This window comes from Methylobacterium sp. J-068, assembly GCF_022829445.1.
Lineage (GTDB): Bacteria > Pseudomonadota > Alphaproteobacteria > Rhizobiales > Beijerinckiaceae > Methylobacterium.
Window position 1 is genome coordinate 1 of sequence record NZ_JAKSXY010000083.1, and the last position, 20,152, is coordinate 20,152.

16 protein-coding genes are annotated in these 20,152 nt (G+C 70.3%); 10 read left to right on the plus strand and 6 right to left on the minus strand.

Going from position 1 to position 20,152, the window contains the following annotated elements; all coding sequences use genetic code 11:
• A partial coding sequence (locus MKK54_RS12600) for a BamA/TamA family outer membrane protein (protein ID WP_244011309.1) occupies positions 1–1,333 on the plus strand: 1,333 nt, incomplete at its 5' end.
• A 46-nt stretch (positions 1,334–1,379) separates the two neighbouring features.
• A complete protein-coding gene (gene lpxD / locus MKK54_RS12605; RefSeq protein ID WP_244011310.1) occupies positions 1,380–2,438 on the plus strand; it encodes a UDP-3-O-(3-hydroxymyristoyl)glucosamine N-acyltransferase in 1,059 nt (352 codons plus the stop codon).
• Positions 2,439–2,552: 114 nt separating this feature from the next.
• On the opposite strand, the gene MKK54_RS12610 is transcribed toward lpxD, so the two are convergent.
• A complete protein-coding gene (locus tag MKK54_RS12610) occupies positions 2,553–3,971 on the minus strand; it encodes a Crp/Fnr family transcriptional regulator (RefSeq protein WP_244011311.1) in 1,419 nt (472 codons plus the stop codon).
• 330 nt (positions 3,972–4,301) lie between these two features.
• Between MKK54_RS12610 and fabZ the strand changes: the two genes are divergently transcribed.
• Genes fabZ through lpxB form a run of 4 tightly spaced genes read left to right on the plus strand, consistent with a single transcriptional unit; the run spans position 4,302 to position 7,631 of the window.
• Complete coding sequence (gene fabZ / locus MKK54_RS12615; protein WP_409564180.1) at positions 4,302–4,757, plus strand: 3-hydroxyacyl-ACP dehydratase FabZ; 456 nt, start codon at positions 4,302–4,304, stop codon at positions 4,755–4,757.
• Positions 4,754–5,566: an acyl-ACP--UDP-N-acetylglucosamine O-acyltransferase gene (lpxA, locus tag MKK54_RS12620; RefSeq protein ID WP_244011313.1), complete on the plus strand. Its 813-nt coding sequence runs from the start codon at positions 4,754–4,756 to the stop codon at positions 5,564–5,566. The genes fabZ and lpxA overlap by 4 nt, the downstream gene beginning before the upstream one ends.
• Positions 5,563–6,462, plus strand: a complete 900-nt coding sequence (locus MKK54_RS12625; protein ID WP_244011314.1) for an LpxI family protein — start codon at positions 5,563–5,565, stop codon at positions 6,460–6,462. Before lpxA ends, MKK54_RS12625 begins: the two co-directional genes overlap by 4 nt.
• The gene (lpxB, locus tag MKK54_RS12630) at positions 6,459–7,631 is read left to right on the plus strand and encodes a lipid-A-disaccharide synthase (RefSeq protein WP_244011315.1); all 1,173 of its coding nucleotides are present in this window, start codon (positions 6,459–6,461) and stop codon (positions 7,629–7,631) included. The genes MKK54_RS12625 and lpxB overlap by 4 nt, the downstream gene beginning before the upstream one ends.
• Positions 7,632–7,641: 10 nt before the next feature.
• Here the strand turns inward: lpxB and MKK54_RS12635 are convergent, their stop codons facing one another.
• The 3 genes from MKK54_RS12635 to MKK54_RS12645 all read right to left on the minus strand — a co-directional run bounded on the left by MKK54_RS12635 (position 7,642) and on the right by MKK54_RS12645 (position 12,531).
• On the minus strand, positions 7,642–8,115 hold the full coding sequence (locus MKK54_RS12635; RefSeq protein ID WP_244011316.1) for a DUF805 domain-containing protein: 474 nt from the start codon (positions 8,113–8,115) through the stop codon (positions 7,642–7,644).
• Positions 8,112–10,604 carry an ATP-dependent helicase HrpB gene (gene hrpB, locus MKK54_RS12640; RefSeq protein WP_244011317.1) on the minus strand — a complete coding sequence of 831 codons (2,493 nt, stop codon included), beginning with the start codon at positions 10,602–10,604 and terminating at the stop codon, positions 8,112–8,114. Before hrpB ends, MKK54_RS12635 begins: the two co-directional genes overlap by 4 nt.
• A gap of 256 nt (positions 10,605–10,860) precedes the next feature.
• Positions 10,861–12,531: a methyl-accepting chemotaxis protein gene (locus MKK54_RS12645; RefSeq protein ID WP_279597337.1), complete on the minus strand. Its 1,671-nt coding sequence runs from the start codon at positions 12,529–12,531 to the stop codon at positions 10,861–10,863.
• Between the two features lie 446 nt (positions 12,532–12,977).
• Between MKK54_RS12645 and MKK54_RS12650 the strand changes: the two genes are divergently transcribed.
• Together MKK54_RS12650 and mutS are read left to right on the plus strand one after the other, a co-directional pair.
• Entirely contained in the window at positions 12,978–13,271 is a 294-nt protein-coding gene (locus tag MKK54_RS12650) for a hypothetical protein (RefSeq protein ID WP_244011319.1), read from the plus strand.
• 150 nt (positions 13,272–13,421) lie between these two features.
• Positions 13,422–16,169 carry a DNA mismatch repair protein MutS gene (gene mutS / locus MKK54_RS12655; RefSeq protein WP_409564173.1) on the plus strand — a complete coding sequence of 916 codons (2,748 nt, stop codon included), beginning with the start codon at positions 13,422–13,424 and terminating at the stop codon, positions 16,167–16,169.
• A 74-nt stretch (positions 16,170–16,243) separates the two neighbouring features.
• On the opposite strand, the gene MKK54_RS12660 is transcribed toward mutS, so the two are convergent.
• Both MKK54_RS12660 and MKK54_RS12665 read right to left on the minus strand, forming a co-directional pair.
• Positions 16,244–17,746 carry a phosphomannomutase/phosphoglucomutase gene (locus MKK54_RS12660; protein WP_244011320.1) on the minus strand — a complete coding sequence of 501 codons (1,503 nt, stop codon included), beginning with the start codon at positions 17,744–17,746 and terminating at the stop codon, positions 16,244–16,246.
• Between the two features lie 73 nt (positions 17,747–17,819).
• Positions 17,820–18,344: a TIGR02281 family clan AA aspartic protease gene (locus MKK54_RS12665; RefSeq protein WP_244011321.1), complete on the minus strand. Its 525-nt coding sequence runs from the start codon at positions 18,342–18,344 to the stop codon at positions 17,820–17,822.
• 327 nt (positions 18,345–18,671) lie between these two features.
• On the opposite strand from MKK54_RS12665, the gene MKK54_RS12670 reads away from it, so the two are divergent.
• A complete protein-coding gene (locus MKK54_RS12670) occupies positions 18,672–19,361 on the plus strand; it encodes a 50S ribosomal protein L25/general stress protein Ctc (protein WP_244011322.1) in 690 nt (229 codons plus the stop codon).
• A gap of 126 nt (positions 19,362–19,487) precedes the next feature.
• Complete coding sequence (pth, locus tag MKK54_RS12675) at positions 19,488–20,096, plus strand: aminoacyl-tRNA hydrolase (protein ID WP_244011323.1); 609 nt, start codon at positions 19,488–19,490, stop codon at positions 20,094–20,096.
• Positions 20,097–20,152 lie beyond the last annotated feature (56 nt).

The window sequence follows — 20,152 nt, forward strand, 5'->3', positions numbered from 1 at the left end:
CTCGGCCGACCGGGTGATCATCAACATCGACGTCGAGGATCAGCCCACGGGCTCGTTCTCGGTGGCGGGCGGCTACTCCACCCAGGACGGCATCATCGGCGAGGTCTCGGTCTCGGAATCGAACTTCCTGGGACGCGGCCAGTACGTCCGCGTCGCCGGCACCGGCGGCCAGTACTCGCGCGGCCTCGACTTCTCCTTCACCGAGCCGTACTTCCTCGGATACCGCCTCGCAGCCGGCTTCGATGCCTTCTACAAGTACAGCGACCAGACCCGCTACTCGCGCTACGAGACCACCGTCTATGGCGGTCAGCTGCGCGTCGGCCTGCCGATCACCGAAGAGTTCGGCGTGACCTTGCGCTACTCGCTCTACAACACCGAGCTGCGCGTCCCGAACACCGTCAAGCGGCCGTACAACGACTGCTCGAACCCGATCACGGGCTACACCACGCTGACCACCGGCGGTCTCGCCACCGGCGCGCCGGGCGAGCAGGCGCTGTATCCGAACTGTGCCCTCGACGGCGAAGCCTCGATCGCGCTCAAGGGTTCGCAGGGCAGCACCCTGACCTCGCTCGCGGGCCTGACGCTCGCCTACTCGACCCTCGACAACTTCGCCTCGCCGCGCAACGGCCTCTACGCCGAGCTGAAGCCCGACATCGCCGGCCTCGGCGGTGACTCCAAGTTCTTCCGCGTGACGGGCGACGCCCGCTACTACAAGGAGTTCTACGAGGACATCGTCGGCTTCGTGCGCTTCCAGGGCGGCCACATCACTGCGCTGAACGACCAGCCGCTGCGCATCACCGACCAGTTCTTCCTCGGCCCGTCGCTCGTTCGCGGCTTCGCGCCGAACGGCATCGGCCCGCGCGACGTCGGCATCAGCGACAGCCGCTCGAACGCCCTCGGCGGCTCCACCTACTTCGGTGGCACCCTGGAAGTGCAGTTCCCGCTCCCGGGCATCCCGCGCGACCTGGGTCTGAAGGGTGCCGTGTTTGCCGATGCCGGTACGCTGTTCGGCTACAACGGCCGCACCACCTTCGACGTGAACGGCGACAAGCTCATCAACGGCACCGCCCCGGGTGGTTCCTGCAGCTTCAACACCAACACCATCCGGGTCGAACCCGAATGCGTGAACGTCCGCGACAAGCTGATCATCCGCTCCTCGGTGGGCGCCTCGATCCTCTGGAACTCGCCGCTCGGCCCGATCCGCTTCGACTACGCCTACGCGCTGTCGAAGGACGAGGGCACCAAGGCCTACGACGCCACCGGCAACTATCTCGGCCGTGTCGGCAAGGATCAGATCCAGGCCTTCCGGTTCTCCGGCGGCTCGCGCTTCTGACGCACAGGCGCCGCGTCCCTTTCGGGAGGCGGCGCGTTGTGACTGCATGCCAGATCCGATCTTCTTCTCCGCCACCACCACCCTCAGCCTCGGCGCCATCGCCGAGGCTGCCGGCGTTTCGCTGCCCGACGGCGTCGATCCCGGCCGCGTGATCGCGGGGGCTGCGCCCCTGGAAGCGGCGACCCTGAGCGACGTCGCCTACATGGACAATGCCCGCTACGGCGATGCCCTGGCGGCGACCCGCGCGGGTCTCTGCCTCGTCTCGCCGCGCTTCGCTCCCCGCGTCCCGGCCGGCACCGTGGCCCTCGTCCTGCGCGATCCCTACCGGGTTTATGCGGGCTTGCTCGCCCGGCTGCATCCCGACGCGATGCGGCCCGGCTCGCTCTTCGCCGCCACCGGCGCGGCGCCGGGCGCCCATATCCATCCCGAAGCCCGGCTGGAGCCGGGGGTGCATGTCGATCCCGGAGCCGTCATCGGGCCCGGCGCGGAGATCGGTTCGGGCACGGTCATCGGCCCCAATGCCAGCATCGGCCCCCGAGTGCGGATCGGCCGGGACTGCGCCATCGGCGCGGGCGCGACCCTGACCCACGCACTGCTCGGCAACCGCGTCATCATCCATCCGGGCGCGCGCCTGGGCCAAGACGGGTTCGGCTTCGCCATGGGGCCGGGCGGTCACCTCAAGGTGCCGCAGATCGGTCGGGTGATCGTCCAGGACGACGTCGAGATCGGCGCCAACACGACGATCGATCGCGGTGCCAGCCGGGACACGATCATCGGCGAGGGCACCAAGATCGACAACCTCGTGCAGATCGCCCACAACGTGGTGATCGGGCGGCATTGCGTCATCGTTTCGGGCGTCGGCATCTCGGGCTCGACCACCTTGGAGGATTACGTGGTCCTCGGCGGTCAGGTCGGCGTCGTCGGCCACCTGCGCATCGGCATGGGCTCGCAGATCGCCGGCTCCTCCAACGTGAACCGCGACGTGCCGCCGGGAAGCCGCTGGGGCGGCACGCCGGCCAAGCCCGTCCGCGCCTGGTTCCGGGAGCTGACCACGCTGGCGCGCCTCGCCGAGCGCTCGACCGGCGGCGACGAACCGAAGGGCTGATAGCGGTTCCGGTTGATTCCTTCGGGGCGATCAGACGCGACGGGCTCCTTCTCCTTCCAGGAGAGGGGACCCGCGAGTCACTTGTATCACCGAACAGATCAAGCGGAGACGGTCTCAGGCGCGCGGACGGCGATCCTCCAGGTGGAGATATTCGCCGGTAAAGCCGGTGAGATCCCGCAGGCCTTGGAGGTCGGTCACGCCGAACCTGCCGTCCAGCGGGGCGATGAGCTTCAGGCGACGCAGCTCCCACAAGGTCCGGTTCACGTGGACGCTCGAGAGCCCGGTCGCGTGCGCGAGGTCTTCCAGCGTGATCGGCAGAGCATCGCTGTCCGCGCTCGACAGGCCGACCACATCGCACCGGGCCTGCAACTCGCAGAACAGGGACGCCACGCGTTCGAGCGCCGAGCGCGAGCCGAGATTCACCAGCCATTCGCGCAAGGTCGCCTCGTCGACGAGGGTCGTCTTGCGCAGGGCCGCGGCGATGTTCGGGTGGTTCTGCGTCAGGTCGAGCACGGTGGCGCGGTCGAGGCGCGCGACCCGACTCGCCGTGGAGGTCATGATGGTGTGGTCCATCCGGCTCAGCAGGGCGACGTCGAGATCGCAGAAATCTCCCGGCAGGAGGAACGCCGTGATCTGCCGCCGTCCGCCGCCGATCGCGCGGTAGCGGCAGGCCGTCCCCTCCATCATCAGGAAGACGCCGCCGGGCGCGTCGCCCTCGCGGATCAGATCGGTCCGCGCCGGCACCGCGATCGCGTCGAGCGTCAGGCGGTGCAGCCGCGCGCGGTCCGCGCCAGAGAGCGGGACGAAGCCGTGGAGCTTGCGCACGAACGGATTCTCGTCGACCTCCGCGACGGGACGCGTCGCCCGAACCTGCGTCGTCGCCGGCACCTGCAACGCCTCCGGTCTCGCCTTGAGGGCGAGGACCAGCAGGGGGGCCATCTGCTCCAGCACGCGCGCGTCCTCCGCGTCGAAGCGCCGGGTCGGATCGTGATGCACGGCCCAGAGCGTGCCGAGATGGGCACCGCCCGTATCGCGCAGAGGCGCGAAAAGGCCTTCGAGAAGCGGCGCGTCGACCTGCCCGGCCTGCGCCAGGATCGAGAACGGCCGGCTCACCAGAATCGTCGCGTTCGCGTCGAGGCAGAGGCCACAGGGGCCGGCATCGCGCGGGAGGACGGTCCCGACCTGACGCGCGAGCGGGCCGACGACCCGGCTCCAGCGCAGGCTCGTCCCACGGCCCGGGCCGGTCTCGGCAAGGCTGAACCCCACGGAACCGCAGGCGCAGAGCCGAAGGAGTGCGGCCAGCAGCGCCTCGGCCGCCCCGGCGGGGTCCCGCGCGAGGCCACCGCTGATCGCGTGCAGGGCGTCCGCCTCGGCCGCGATCGCCGCCGGCTTGGCGGGACGGCTCGCGAGACCGTGCGTGATCACGATATCGCCGGGACGCAGAGCGCGAATGTTGTTCGCGATCGGCCCCTGGTCGTTTCCGGTTTCCTCGGCGTCATGAACCGCGAGAAAGTCCTCGTCGCCTGAAACCATCGGACTTTTTTCTCGGAAGTGACTGCGATCGACGATGGCCTGCCACGGCTCAGTCTGATGAGAGACTTGGCGCCAACGCCGACAGGATCAAGATGTCGATACGGAAACTTGTCCCACGACTCGCCTGATCGTGCGGTCGCGCGTCGAACGGTCGCCCGGCGATGGGTTGGGAAAAGGGTCGGTGGATCCGCAATCCGGCGTGAGGGCTTGCATCCGCCCGGCTTCTGCCGAAAGAAGACGCATCCACCGAGTGGGCGGTTTTTTCAAGAACGAAGCGGGGCGGCGGGAGCGTCGGCGCGCTCAGTTGAGGTGATCTGATCGATGAACGACATGCCGCGTGAACTCGGCTCGGCGGATATCCAGAAGGTTCTGGAGCTGCTGCCGCACCGCTACCCTTTCCTGATGATCGACCGGATCGTCGAGATCGACGGCGACCGGAGCTGCGTCGGCGTGAAGAACGTCACGATCAACGAGCCGCAATTCACGGGCCATTTCCCGGGCCTGCCCGTGTTTCCGGGCGTGCTTCTGATCGAGGGCATGGCCCAGACGGCGGGCGCCATCTGTTGCCGGCACATCATGAGCGACAACCTGCAGACCAAGCAGGTGTTCTTCATGACGATCGACAAGTGCAAGTTCCGCAAGCCCGTCGTGCCGGGCGATACGGTGCGCTACCACATGACCAAGATGAACCACCGCCGCACCATGTGGTGGTTCCGGGGCGAGGCCCGGGTCGACGGTGTGCTGGTGGCCGAGGCCGAGATCGGCGCCATGCTGGTGACCGAGTGAGCGCGGCGGTGGAGATCCATCCCAGCGCGGTGGTCGAGGACGGCGCGACCTTGCGCGACGGCGTCCGCGTCGGTCCGTTCTGCCATGTCGGCCCGGACGTGACGCTCGGCGAGGGCTGCGAACTCGTCGGCCACGTCGTCGTCGCCGGGCGGACCGCGATCGGGCCGCGCACGCGGCTCTATCCCTTCGCGTCGATCGGGCACCCGCCCCAGGACCTGAAGTTCAAGGGCGAGGCCTCCACCCTGACGATCGGCGCCGATTGCCTGATCCGCGAGGGCGTCACCATGAATCCGGGCACCGCCGGCGGCGGGCTCGAGACCGTGGTGGGCGACAACTGCACCTTCCTGGCCAATTCGCATGTGGGCCACGATTGCCACGTCGGCGACGGCGTCGTCTTCTCCAACAACGTCATGCTCGCGGGCCATTGCAGCGTCGGCGACTACGCCATCCTGGGCGGCGGCGCGGCCGTGATCCAGTTCGCCCGCGTGGGCGCCCACGCCTTCGTGGGCGGCCTGTCGGGCCTCGAGAACGACTGCATCCCCTACGGCATGGCGCTCGGCAACCGGGCCTACCTGTCGGGCCTCAACATCATCGGCCTTCAGCGGCGCGGCTTCGCCCGGGAGGACATCCACGCCCTGCGGCGGGCCTACCGCCTGCTCTTCGCCAACGAGGGCACGCTGATGGAGCGGGTGGAGGACGTGGCCTCGGAATTCGAGAACCATCGCGCCGTGGCCGAGATCATCGCCTTCATCCGCGCGGGCGGCAAGCGCTCGATCTGTACGCCGCGCGAGACGCCGGGCGCCTCTTGAGCGCGAACCCGGCGCCCGCCGCCCGCATCGCCCCGGCGCCGACGGCCCTGGTGCTGGTCGCGGGCGCCGGGCGGCTGCCGGAACTCGTGGCCGCCTCCCTCGACCGGGCCGGGCGCCCCTTCCGGGTCCTGGCGATCCGGGGCTTCGCCGAGCGCGCCATGCGGGCCCGTGCGGAGGCGACCCTCGACCTCCTCGACATCGCCGGCATCCTGGCGACGCTCAAGGCCTGGGGACCGGTGAGCGTGGTGCCGGCCGGGGGCGTCTCGCGGCCCAACCCGGCCGCCATCCTCAACGCCGCCGCGGCCCTGCGCAACCGCGAGGCCCTGCGGGCGATCTCGGGCGGCGGCGACGATCGCCTCCTGCGCGGCGCCCTCGCGTTGCTGGAGGAGAACGGCCACGGCGTCGTCGGCGTTCACGAGGTGGCCCCCGACCTTCTCAGCCCCGAGGGCGTGATGGGCCGCCACGCGCCCGACGCGGCCGCGCGCGCCTCGATCGCGGCGGGGCGGGCGCTCCTCGGCGCGCTCTCACCCCACGATGTCGGCCAGGCCGCCGTGCTGGTGGGCCAACGGGCGCTCGCCGTCGAGGGACCGGAGGGCACCGACCGGATGCTGGCCCGCGCCCGCGCGCTCGCCCGGCGCCCCCTCGGCCTGGGCCGCGCGCAGGCCGGCATCGTGCTGGTCAAACTCGCCAAGGAAGGCCAGGACCTGCGGGTCGACCTTCCGGCGATCGGCCCCCGCACCGTGGCGAACGCGGCGGCCGCGGGCTGCGCCGGCCTCGCGGTCCAGGCGGGCTTCACCCTGATCATCGACCGCCCCGCCACCATCGCGGCCGCCGACCGGGCCGGCCTCTTCCTCATCGGACTTCCAACGGACGCGGGACGAGGAGTGGACGCATGAGCGAACCGCGGACCGAGCGGACGATCTGGCTCGTGGCGGGCGAGGATTCCGGCGACCAGCTCGGGGCCAAGCTCATGCGGGGCTTAGGCGAACTCTCGGATCGGCCGATCCGCTTCGGCGGAGTCGGCGGGGAGGCGATGGCCGAGCAGGGCTTCCGCTCGCTGTTCCCGATCGATGACGTGGCGGTGATGGGCTACCTGCCGGTGGCGGCGCGACTGCGCACGCTCCTGCGCCGCATTCGCCAGACCGTGCGCGACGTGGTCGAGGCCCGGCCCGACGTCCTCGTCATCATCGACAGCCCCGGCTTCACCCACGCGGTGGCGAGCCGGGTCCGCAAGCGCATGCCGCATCTGCCCATCGTCGACTACGTCTCGCCGAGCGTCTGGGCCTGGCGGCCGTGGCGGGCCGCGAAGATGCGCCCGTTCATCGACCATGTGCTCGCCCTGCTGCCCTTCGAGCCGGACGCGCATCGCCGCCTGAACGGACCGGCCTGCACCTATGTCGGCCATCCCCTGATCGAACGTCTCGCCGAACTGCGCCCCGGCCCGGCCGAGGCACGGGCCCGCATGGACGGCGTACCGGTGCTGGCGATCCTGCCGGGCTCGCGCCGCTCCGAGATCGAGCGGCTGATGCCGGTCTTCGGCGCGGCCCTCGCGCGGCTCGGCGAGCGCTTCGGGCCGATCGAGGCGGTCCTGCCGGCCGTCACCCGGCACCGGGCCCTGATCGAGCGGCTGGCCCTGACCTGGGCGACGCCGGTCACCCTCGTCCACGGCGAGGCGGCCAAGCACGCCACCTTCCGCCGCGCGCGGGCGGCCCTGGCGGCCTCCGGCACCGTCACCCTCGAACTGGCCCTCGCCGGCGTGCCGATGGTCGTCGCCTACAAGGTCTCGCGCATCGAGGAGGCGGTGGCCCGCCGCCTGATCCAGGTCCCCACCATCGTGCTGCCGAACCTCATCCTGGGGCAGAACGCGATGCCGGAATTCATCCAGGCCGAGTGCACGGCGCCGCGCCTCGCCGAGGCCGTCGCGCCGCTCCTCGCCGGCGGGCCGGCGCGCGAGGCGCAAGTCGAGGCCCTGGCGCGCATCGACAGCCTAATGCGCCTGCCCGGCGACGACCAGCCGAGCCGCAGCGCGGCGCGGATCGTGCTCTCGGCGAGGCGGCCCGATTGAACCGCCCGGGTCAAGGCGGCGCGATCGGCGCGGGGCCGTGGCGGTTCGGTCCGGGCGTCCCGGGCCGCAGGACGGTCTCGATGAAGAACCAGGCGAAGTAACCGAGCATCGCCGCGACCGAGGCGAAGACCGGCACCGGATCGCTGTCGGCGAATTGCTCCAGGGGCAGCGTGCTCACCGCCTCCAGGAGGATATAGAGGCCGAGCCACCACGCGGTGCGGTCGCGGTCGTGCAGCCGCCGGATCGTCTGCGCGCAGGCCGCCAGCGCCACGAAGAGGGTGCCGCCGGCGGCGAGAATGGCGAGCCCGCGCAGGCCGTGGCCGCCGAGCCAGACCGAGAGGCAGACCAGACCGGCAAAGGCCAGCACCAGACGGATGACGATCAGCCGGTAAGCGGGGGCGCAGAGCCGCCCACGCGGATCGAACGGGGCGAGGGCGCGGCGCAGGCGGCCCGCCCCTCCGCCGCCGATGTCTCCCGTGCTCACGTGCCCCTCGGCTTGACCCGCCGGGTGGGCGGCTCCGCCACCGGGTCCTCGGGCCAGGGATGGCGGGGATAGCGCCCGCGCATCTCCGAGCGCACGGCGCTCCACGACCCGCGCCAGAAGCCCGGCAGGTCGCGGGTGATCTGGATCGGCCGCGAGGCCGGCGAGAGCAGGTGGAGCACGAGGGGGATGCGCCCGCCCGCGATGCTCGGGTGACGTTCGAGGCCGAACAACTCCTGCACCCGCACGGCGAGAACGGGGCCGCCCTCGGCCTCGTAGTCGAGGGGAATGCGCGAGCCGGTGGGCACCTCCACATGGGTCGGCGCCTCGGCCTCGAGGCGGGCCCGCAGCTCCCAGGGCAGCAAGGCCTGCAGCGCGCGCGCAAGATCGTCGGCGCCGATCGCCTCCAGGCTGGTCCGGCCGACGATCTCGGGCGCGAGCCAGGTCTCGATCGTCTCGCCGAGGCGCGCGTCGGACAGGTCCGGCCACGTCGCCGGATCGGCCGCGCGCAGGAAGGCGAGGCGCGCCCGCCATTGCGCGAGGGCTGGCGTCCAGGGCAGGCCCGCGAGCCCGATCTCCGCGATGCCGCGCGCCAGGGTCTCGGCGGAGGCCAGATCCTGCGGCACCGGCAGGGTGCGCTCGCCCAGCGTCAGCGCGCCGAGGCGCCGCAGCGAGCGGGCGCGAAGCGCGCGGGCGCCCCTGTCGAACGTCACCTTCGTCACCGCCGCGATCCGATCCGGGAACAGCGCCTCGATCGCCTCCAGGGCGATGGGGGCGGCCGCCAGGATGCGGGCATTCGCGGCCGTCCCGGTGATGTCGGCGACGACGAGGAACGGCATGCGCGCCAGGGCCGAAGCCGGATCGACGCGCCCGGCCCGGCCATTGGCCATGACGAACTCGCCGTCGCGGCCCCGCGCCCGCGCGACGCGGTCCGGATAGGCCAGGGCGAGGAGCGGACCGGCCTCCGACAGGTCCACGGACGGGTCGCCCCGCGCCGTGCGGGCGAAGGCCTCGGCCTGCCGCGCCCAGCCCTGGGCCAGGCGCCGCATGTCGGCGGCGCGCGGTGCCCGGTCGCGAACGAAGCGTTCGACCCTGTGCGTGACGTCGGCATCGTCGCCGCCGAGCCCGCGCTCCACCAGCACGGCGGCGAGGTCCGCCGCCGCGCGCGCCTGACCGTGACCCGCCGCCCCCACCACCATGCGGGCGAGGCGCGGGGGCAGGGGAAGGGCGCGCAAGGCGCTCCCCGTCCCGGTGAGCCGGCCATCCGCCGCGATCGCATCGAGGTCCCGCAGCATCGCGCGTGCCTCGGTCAGCGCGGGGGCGGGCGGGGCATCCAGGAAGGCGAGGGTGGTGGGGTCGGCCACACCCCAGGCCGCGCAGTCGAGGAGGAGCCCCGATAAATCGGCGGCCAGGATCTCGGGCCGGGTGAACGGCTCCAGCGCGGCTGTGGCGGCCTCCGACCAGAGGCGGTGGCAGATGCCGGGCTCCGTGCGGCCGGCCCGGCCCCGGCGCTGGTCGACGGAGGCGCGCGACGCCCGCGCGGTGACGAGGCGGGTCAGACCGAGGCCCGGCTCGTAGACCGGCACCCGCGACAGCCCCGAATCGACCACGATGCGCACGCCCTGGATGGTGAGCGAAGTCTCCGCGATGCTGGTGGCGAGCACCACCTTGCGCCGGCCGGGAGGCGCGGGCGCCACCGCCCGGTCCTGCTCGGCCGGCGTCAGCGCGCCGTAGAGCGGCGCGATCTCGGTCGCGTCGTCGATCTTTTCCGCCAGCAGCGTCGCCACGCGGCGGATCTCGCCCTGTCCGGGCAGGAAGGCGAGGACGGAGCCGGGATCGGCGCGCAGGGCCCGCAGGATGGCCTCGGCCATCACCTCCTCGATGCGCCGGTTCGGGTCGCGCTCCCAGTGCCGCGTCTCCACCGGATAGGCGCGGCCCTCCGAGGCGATGACCGGCGCGTCGCCGAGGAGCCGCGCGACGCGGGCGCCGTCGAGGGTCGCGGACATCACGAGGATGCGCAGGTCCTCGCGCAGGGCACCCTGCGCGTCGAGCGCCAGGGCGAGCCCGAGATCCGCGTCGAGGGAACGCTCGTGGAACTCGTCGAACAGCACGGCGCCGACGCCCGTCAGTTCCGGGTCGTCGAGGATCATCCGGGTGAACACGCCCTCGGTGACCACCTCGATCCGGGTCCGCGCCGAAATCTTGGACCCGAGCCGGACCCGCAGGCCGACGGTGTCGCCGACGCGCTCGCCGAGGGTGGCCGCCATGCGCTCCGCTGCGCCGCGCGCCGCCAGGCGCCGTGGTTCGAGGAGGATGATCTTGCGGCCCGCGAGCCAAGGGGTCTCGAGGAGTGCCAGGGGAACGCGGGTGGTCTTACCCGCGCCCGGCGGCGCCACCAGCACGGCCGACGACCGATCTTCGAGCGCCTCGCGAAGCGCGGGCAGGGCGACCTCGATAGGGAGATCGCGGTTGTTTGCGGATTCGGGCGCCATCGCCCGTGCTCGTGCCGCGAACCGCCCGTCACCGCAAGACGGGACCACCGGATGGCAAACGGCTTATCAGACCGGTTGATCTTTTCGGGATGGTGGATCTGGGCTTCGCTCAGGCGCCGCTCGACTCTCAACGTGTCGTGCCGTGTCGTGAGCGACGGAAAAGAAGGACCGCGCGAGGGCCGGCCCTTCTTTCCGTCGTCGGACTGTCTCCAACCCGCGCCCGATCCATCGAGGGGGGAACGGATATCGGCTTCGCTCAGGCCGCGCGCACGGTCTGGAGGAAACGGACGACCTCGCTCGAGAGATGCTCGGACTGCCGCGAAAGCTCGGAGGCCGCCGACAGCACCTGGCTGGCCGCAGCGCCTGTCTCCTCCGAGGCCTGCGCCACGCCGCCGATGTTGTTCGTCACCTCGCTCGTGCCCACCGATGCCTGGGCGACGTTGCGCACGATCTCCTGGGTCGCAGCCCCTTGCTCATCGACGGCAGCCGCGATGAAGGAGGCCACGCCGCTGATCTCACGGATGCGCGCGGTGATGGAGCCGATGGCGGAAACGGTCTGTCCCGTCACGCCCTGGATCTGGCCGATCTGTGTGCCGATCTCGTCGGTGGCCCGCGCCGTCTGGTTGGCGAGTTCCTTGACCTCGGTGGCGACCACGGCGAACCCCCGACCGGCCTCTCCGGCCCGCGCCGCCTCGATGGTCGCGTTCAGGGCCAGCAGGTTGGTCTGGCTCGCAATATTCGAGATCAGCCCGACCATGTCGCCGATCCGGGCCGATGCCTCGCTGAGAGCCCGCACCAGACGCAAGGTTTCGTCGGCCTCGCCGACCGCCGTCAGAGCGAGATCGGAGGAGCCGGAGACCTGACGCCCGATCTCCTTCACGGAACTCCCGAGCTCCTCGGCGGCGGCCGCCACGGTCTGGACATTCGCGGCGGCTTCGTTGGCGGCTCCCGCGACCGCGATGGACTGGCTCGCGGTCTGCGACGCCGTGACCGTCATGGTCTGGGCCGTGGCCTGCAATTCCGTGGCGGACGACGAAACCATTCCGACGATGCCGCCGACCGCCTGCTCGAAGGCGTCCGCCATCTGCTGCATCCCGGCCTTGCGTTGCGTCTCGGCATCGAGGCGCGCCTGGGCGGTCTCCGCCTCCAGCTGCCGCGTCTGGACCATGTTGTCCTTGAACACCCGCACGGCACCCGCCATCGCGCCGATCTCGTCCTTGCGCTCCGCGTCGGCGATCTCGGTCGTCAGGTCGCCGCCGGCCAGACGCTCCATGGTGGCGGTCATGCGGCGCAGCGGGCGGCACACTTGGATCAGCACCGTATAGATACCATAGCCGATGGCGGCGATCGCGAAGGCCATGGAGGTCAACAACGCGATGCGGGACCATTCGGAGATCCGATCCGAACGATCGAACTCGACTTGGGCTTCATTGACCTGGAGAAGATTGAGTTTGGCGAGGCTGGCGTTCGACGCATCCACGGCCGCCAGCAAGTTCGTATGCGTGGCGTCGAAATCCTGGTCTCCGCCGGCGGTCAGACGACGAACGATCTCGGCCAAGGCCGCGTCGGTCTCGATCTGACGCTCCTTATAGGCCGCGATGAGAGCCTTCTCCTCAGGGGTCAGGTAAGTCATCAGGTAGGCGGACCACTGCGCGTCGAACTTCTTGCGGCTCGCCGCAATGCTCTCCCTGGCGGTCTCGTTGGCGATCTGCTTGCTCCTGAGCCGTCGCGAGATGGCGACGATCTCGTCGTTGGCATCCCGCATCAGACTGAACTGCCGGAGTGGAACGACCCGATCGCTGAATACGGATTTAAAGCTGTCGTAGTTCCAGGAAAGCGCCATGTTCCCGATGGCCGTCGCTCCGACCAGAAGCAATCCCATGATCGATATGACCAGAATGAGGCGACCCTGAACCGTGGAGATCATCACATAACCCCAGAATAGAATAGTAGGCGGCGAACCACCGCGACGCTCGGCGTGAAGGGAAAGGGTAGGCAGCCCGCTATTTTTTTAGGACAAAAAGGTTAAATGCGAATTAATCCGTAAATCATCGAATTTGTAATTCAATAAAGTATCGGAAAGATAGTTTTCTTTTGAAACAAAATTAAATCTTTTGCTGTAACATTTACATCTATAGATGACTATACTTGTCTAGTTGACGGGATCAAAATTTGAGTAATCGAAAGCCGGTCCGATTTGATATCGACTTCAAATCTTTGCGAGGATGCGGTGGACACCGCTCGATCGATCCCGACGCGACCGGATCGACCCGATGGGCGATGCATCGGCCGAAGGATGATCGCGGAACGGAAACCCACATGGCGACTTGTCGCATCGACGCCCGCTCGGGGCATCCACGAAAGACGAACCGAATGACCAAGATCGCGATCGCTCTGGCTGCCAGCACGTTGCTCGGCGCCTTTGGACTGACCTCCGCGTCGGCCGCCCCCGTCATGCCGGCCCCGGCCGTGACGCTCGCCGGTGATCAGGCCGTCGATCAGGTGGCCTACCGCCGCCATCACCACGGCATGCGCCATCACCGTCATCACCGCCGCATGCACCGCATGCCGCGCTCGCGCATGATGAGCGATCCGAATTCCCGCAACCCCTCGCAGCCGGGCTACCAGCAGCAGAAGGGCAACACCTCGGGCGGCCCGCGCTACTGAGTTCCACACGATCCACGTGACGGGAGGGTCGGCGCGCGGAGCGCGCCGGCCCTTTCTCATGTCTGCGGCCTCGCGCTTCTCCACGCTTCTCCCCAGGCGAAGCGGAGGCCGGCGCTGATTCTCGGGCGCCCGCTCTGCTATGCTGGGGCCATGTCTCAGCGCCTCGCCCGATCGGTCCCGAAGACCGGTGCCGCCCCGTCGGACTACACGACGAGCGCGGCGGTCCTCGACACGGCCGGCGCCACGCCGATGATGGCGCAGTACATCGAGATCAAGGCCGCCAACACCGATTGCCTCCTGTTCTACCGGATGGGCGACTTCTACGAGCTGTTCTTCGAGGACGCGGAGATCGCCTCGCGGGCCCTCGGCATCGTGCTGACGAAGCGCGGCAAGCATGGCGGCGCCGACATTCCGATGTGCGGCGTGCCCGTGGAGCGCTCGGACGATTACCTCAGCCGCTTGATCGCGCTCGGCCACCGGGTCGCGGTCTGTGCCCAGACCGAGGACCCGGCCGAAGCCAAGAAGCGCGGGCCGAAATCCGTGGTGCGGCGCGAGGTCGTGCGCCTCGTCACGCCCGGCACCATCACGGAGGACCGGCTCCTCGATCCCGCCCGCGCCAACGTCCTGCTGGCTCTGGGCCGCCGCAAGGCGAGCGACGCCTCCCTCGTCTACGGGCTGGCGGCCCTCGACATCTCGACGGGGCGCTTCTCCCTGAGCGAGGTTCCGGCCACCGAACTCGCCTCGGCCATCGCCCGGCACGAACCGCGCGAGATCGTGATGTCGGAGACGATCCACGCCGATCCGGCGCTCGCGCGCCTCTGGCGGGAGATCCCCGCGCCCGTGACGCCGCTGCCGCAGGCGGAGCTCGAACCGGCCTCGGCCGAGCGCCGCATCAAGGCGCAGTTCGGCGTCTCGACCCTGGACGGCTTCGGGCAGTTCGGGCGCGCCGAACTCGCCGCCGCCGGGGCGGCCCTGCTCTACGTCGAGCGCACCCAGATCGGCGCCCGCCCGACCCTCTCGCCGCCGACGCGGGAATCGACCGGCGCGACCCTGTCCATCGACGCCTCGACGCGCGCCAACCTCGAACTCACCCGCACGCTCTCCGGCGAGCGGCGGGGCAGCCTGCTCGACGCGATCGACCGCACGGTCTCGGCGAGCGGGGCGCGGCTGCTGGCCGAGCACCTCGCGGGTCCGCTGACCGACCTCGCGGGCATCCGCCGGCGCCACGCGGCGGTGGAGTTCCTGGCCGAGAACGGCCCGGTGCGGGCGGATTTTCGCGACAACCTCGCCCGCGCGCCGGACCTCGCCCGCGCCCTCGCGCGTCTCGGACTCGGACGCGGCGGCCCGCGCGACCTCGCGGCCCTGCGCGACGGCCTGGACGCGGCACGAGCCCTGGCTCAGCGCTGCGCCGGCCTCGACGCGCTGCCCGAGAACCTCGCGACCCTGGCCGCCTGCCTCGCGGCGGTGGATGCCGAACTCGTGGCGGAACTCCACGCGGCGCTCGCCGACGACCTGCCCCTGAAGCGCCAGGACGGCGGCTTCGTGCGGGCCGGCTACGACGCCGAGATCGACGAGAACCGCCTGCTCGGCCACGATTCGCGAAAAGTCATCGCCGCCCTGCAGGCGCGCTACGCCGAGGAGACCGGCTGCCGCACCCTGCGGATCAAGCACAACAACATGCTCGGCTACTACATCGAGGTGCCGCAGGGGGTGGGCGAGGCCTGCCTGAAGGGCGTGATGCGGGAGACCTTCATCCATCGCCAGACCATGGTCGACGCGATGCGCTTCACCAGCGTCGAGCTCGGGCAGCTGGAGAGCCGCATCTCCGGCGCCTCCGAGCGCGCGCTGGCCCTGGAGGGCGCGGTGTTCGAGCGTCTCGCCGCCCGCATCCTGGCGCAGGCGCCGGCCATCGCCGAGGTCGCCGAGGCGCTGGCCGGCCTCGATGTGACCGCCTCGCACGCCGAACTCGCGGTCGAGCGCGACTGGCGCCGTCCCGTCGTCGACGAGGGCTACGGCTTCGTGGTGGAGGGCGGGCGCCATCCCGTGGTCGAGGCGGCGCTCCGCCAATCCGGCGCGCCCTTCATCGCCAACGATTGCGACCTCTCCGGCGAGGCGCGCGGCCGCATCCGCCTCATCACCGGCCCGAACATGGGCGGCAAGTCGACCTTCCTGCGCCAGAACGCCCTGATCGCCGTGCTGGCGCAGATCGGCGCCTTCGTGCCGGCGGCCCGCGTGCGGCTCGGCCTCGTCGACCGCCTGTTCTCCCGCGTGGGCGCGGCCGACGACCTCGCGCGCGGCCAGTCGACCTTCATGGTCGAGATGGTCGAGACCGCCGCGATCCTGAACCAGGCGACCCGGCGCTCCCTCGTCATCCTCGACGAGATCGGGCGTGGCACCGCGACCTTCGACGGCCTCTCCATCGCCTGGGCCTGCCTGGAGCACCTGCACGAGCAGAACGGCTGCCGCGCGCTGTTCGCCACGCATTTCCACGAACTGACGGCTTTGGGCCAGCGCCTCTCGCATCTCGACAACGCGACCCTGCGGGTGGCCGAGCACAAGGGCCAGGTCGTGTTCCTGCACGAGGTGGTGCCGGGCGTGGCCGAGCGCTCCTACGGCCTCCAGGTGGCCCGTCTGGCGGGGCTGCCCGCCGGGGTCATCGCCCGCGCCGGCTCCATCCTGAAGCACCTGGAGAAGGCGGAGCGCGACCGGCCCTCGCGGCCCCGGATCGACGACCTGCCGCTGTTTGCCAATCTCAGCCCGCCACCGATGCCGGAGCCGGAGGCGGACGCGCCGGAGGACGGGCTGCGTCTCGCCCTCGACGCGATCGACCCGGATGCGCTGACACCGCGCGAGGCGCTGGAGGCGCTCTACCGGCTGAAGGCCTTGGGCGCGGGCTGAGCGAAGCCCAAACCCGCCATCCCGAAGGGAGCAACCGGATACGGCATGAGGCGCCGGCGCCGCACATTCACGCCTCAGATCGTCTGGTTGTAGGCCCCGACCTCCGGGTTCTCGCGCAGGATCGCGTCGACGGCCTTGAACATCGCGTGCAGGCGCGCTTCCGATGCCGGGCTCTCGATCACCACGACGAGTTCCGGCTTGTTCGAGGAGGCGCGCACCAGGCCCCAGGTGCCGTCCTCCGTGGTGACGCGGATGCCGTTCACCGTGACCACATCGGTGATCCGCGATCCCGCGATGGGCTCGCCGGCCGCGTGTATCGCCTTCAGGCGCGCCGTGACGGTGTCGACCACCCCGTACTTCACCTCGTCCGCGCAGTGCGGCGACATGGTGGGCGAGCCCCAGGTCTTGGGGAGCGCGCGGTAGAGGTCCGCCATGGAGGCCTCCGGGTTGCGGTCCAGCATCTCGATCACCGCGATGGCGGTGAGGAGGCCGTCGTCGTAGCCGCGCCCGATCGGCTCGTTGAAGAAGAAGTGGCCCGACTTCTCGAATCCGGCCAGCGCCCCGAGTTCGTTGACCCGGCGCTTGATGTAGGAATGCCCGGTCTTCCAGTAATCGGTCTTCACGCCCTGCGCCTGAAGCGCCGGGTCGCTGTGGTAGAGTCCGGTGGACTTCACGTCGACCACGAAGGTCGCGCCGGGATGCAGCTTCGAGAGGTCGCGCGCGAGCATCACCCCGATCTTGTCGGCGAAGATCTCCGCGCCCTCGTCGTCGACCACGCCGCAGCGGTCGCCGTCGCCGTCGAAGCCGAGGCCCACATCGGCGCCGTGTTCCTTCACCGCGTGCGCGATGGCATGGAGCATCTCCATGTCCTCGGGGTTCGGGTTGTAGCGCGGGAAGGTGTAGTCGGGCGCGACGTCGAGGGGGATGACCTCGACGCCGAGCGCTTCGAGGAGCCGGGGCGCGAAGGCGCCCGCCGTGCCGTTGCCGCAGGCCGCCACCACCTTGAGCTTGCGGGTGATCGGCTTGGCCCGGCCCTTCAGGTCCGCGAGGTAGGTCTCGGCGAAACCTTCCACGAATTCATAGGAGCCGCCGTCGCGGTACCGGTAGGTGCCGCCCAGGACGATCTCCTTGAGGCGGGTCATCTCGTCGGGACCGAAGGTCATCGGGCGGTTCGCGCCCATCTTCACGCCGGTCCAGCCGTTGTCGTTGTGCGAGGCGGTGACCATCGCCACGCAGGGGCAGTCGAGGGCGAACTGGCCGAAATAAGCCATCGGCGACAGGGCGAGGCCGACATCCTTCACCCGCAGGCCGGCGGCCTGCATGCCGGCGATCAGCGCCAGCTTGATCGAGGACGAGTAGGCCCGGAAATCGTGCCCGGTGACGATGTCCGGGCGCACGCCCATCTCGTGCACCAGCGTGCCGATGCCGAGCCCGAGCGCCTGAACGCCCATCAGGTTGATCTCGTCGGGGAAGAGCCAGCGCGCGTCGTACTCGCGAAACCCGGTGGGCTTCACCAGCGGCGATTGCTCGAAGGCGAAGGTGTTGGGCTTCAGGGAAGCGTGCGGCTTGGGAAACATCGCGGGCCCTCGTGCGGCGTGCGTGGCGTCGCCGGGGCTTAGCGGAACCCGGCGCGGCGCGGAAGCGCGGCGCTCATCCGCGTAAGGTGAGGCGGCCGCCATTCATGCTGAATTCGTTGAGCCGCTTCAGGAACGACATGCCGAGCAGGCTGGTCGACAGGCGCCCGCGCGGCATCACCATGCCGTCGACCCCCTGGACCACGATGTTGCCGACCCGCATCGCGGAAATCCGCACCCGCGCGGCGTAGACGGTGCCGTTGGCCGTCTGCACCGGCAGACGGAAGTCGCGCTCGCTGACGCTCAGGCCGGCGCGCTCCGCATCCTCGTAGGTGAAGGCGCAGGTGGTGGCCCCGGTATCGACCAGCATCCGCAGGCGCCGGCCGTCGATCACCGCCTCGGTGGCGAAGTGGCCCTGCGAATCGGCGAACAGGGTCTCGGTGTTGGGCCGGAAGGGCGCGCCCGCGGAACGCGCATCGGCCGGCGGCACGCCGACCGCGGCGCTCGTGAGCGCCGAGCGGTCGAAGCGCTCCGCGAGGCCGACGGCCCAGATCGCCGCCACGGCCGTGATGCCGAACGCCCATACGATCGGTCGCGTCATCCATCCCATCTCCGCCACGGGAGATCAGTTTTGCGGGGTGACAGTGAACGAAACGTCGGGGCGCCGCCGAAAAACGACGCCCGGGAACGATCGATCGCGGAGCATGGTTTCGGATTCGGCACCGGAACATGCCGGATTGCGCGAGCCCTTGGCGGCCCCGATGGAAACGCCATCGGTTGCACCGCGCGCCGCGAGGCGGTATAGGCCGCGCCAGCGCCCGCCAGACACCCTTGGAGGCACGGGCGCTTCGGGGATCGGGGTATGGCCGTCCGTTTCGGGCGGCCTTTCGCGTTGGCCCGGAATGTTCATCATCAAAAGGATCACGCCATGAGCGCAGTCAAGACGCTTGAGGCCGTGGCACGCGACCGGGTCGGCAAGGGGGCCGCCCGGGCCGTTCGTCGCCAGGGTCAAGTTCCCGCCGTCGTCTACGGAGGCGGCCAGGCCCCGCAATCCATCGCCGTGGATCTCATCCGCATCCGCACGCTGATCTACGCCGGTGGCTTCAAGACCACCCTGTTCGAGATCAATGCCGGCGGCAAGAAGACCCGCGCGATCCCGCGCGACTTCCACCTCGATCCGGTCACGGGCGTTCCGATCCACGTCGACTTCCTGCGCGTCGTCGCCGGCCAGTCGATCACGGTCGAGGTTCCGGTGCACTTCCTCCACGAGGACGCAGCCCCCGGCATCAAGCAGAAGGGCGGCACGCTCAACGTCGTGCTCCACACGCTGGCCCTCGACGTCGCCCCCGACGCCATCCCCGAGGCGATCGAGGTCGACCTCACCGGCCGCGAGATCGGCGATGCGATCCACATCACCGACGTGACCCTGCCCGCCGGCGCCACCTTCACGGGTGAGCCCGACGCCACCGTCGCCAACATCGTGCCGCCGACCGTGCTCGGCGCCGAGGTCGAGGCCGAGGAGGCCGCGATCGCCGAGGCGCAGTCCGCCGAGGCCGCCGCCGAGGAGGCCGAGGAGGCCGCAGAGGCGTCCGGCGAGGACGAGAAGAAGGAGGACTGAGACCTGGGCCCGCGCCCGGTTTCACGCCGTCCGTGAGGATGCCCCGGCCATCAGGCCGGGGCATCTCCGTTTCGGGGGATGAGCGTCCATCCCCTTCGAGAATTTCCGTCAGGATCGATTCGCGCCATGCGCCTGATCGTCGGCCTCGGCAATCCCGGCCCCCGCTACGCGAAGAACCGCCACAACATCGGCTTCCTGGCCGTGGACGAGATCGCGCGCCTGCACCGCGCCGGGCCGTGGCGGCGCAAGTTCCAGGGCGAGATCGCCGAGGTGGCGCTCGGCGCCGAGCGGGCCATCCTCCTGAAGCCCCAGACCTTCATGAACGAATCGGGGCGCGCGGTGCATGAGGCGCAGCGCTTCTACAAGATCGCGCTCGCCGACGTGATCGTGCTGCACGACGAACTCGACCTCGCGCCCGCCAAGCTCCGGGTGAAGACGGGGGGCGGCAATGCGGGCCATAACGGCCTGCGCTCGATCACCGCGCAATGCGGCAACGATTACCGCCGGGTCCGCCTCGGCATCGGTCATCCGGGCGACAAGGCCCTGGTCCACGCCTACGTGCTCAATGATTTCGGCAAGGGCGAGGAGGCCTGGGTCGACGACCTCTGCCGGGCGATGGCCGACCACGCGGCCCTGCTGGCGGCGGGCGAGGATGCGAGCTTCCAGAACAAGGTCCACCTCGCCATGGCAGGGCGGGGCTGGGACGACGTCAAGCAGGTCAACGCCCGCGATTGACCGCGGCGGCGACATCGGATTTCACGCGGGCAGACTTTGCGCGGACCCGCGAACGG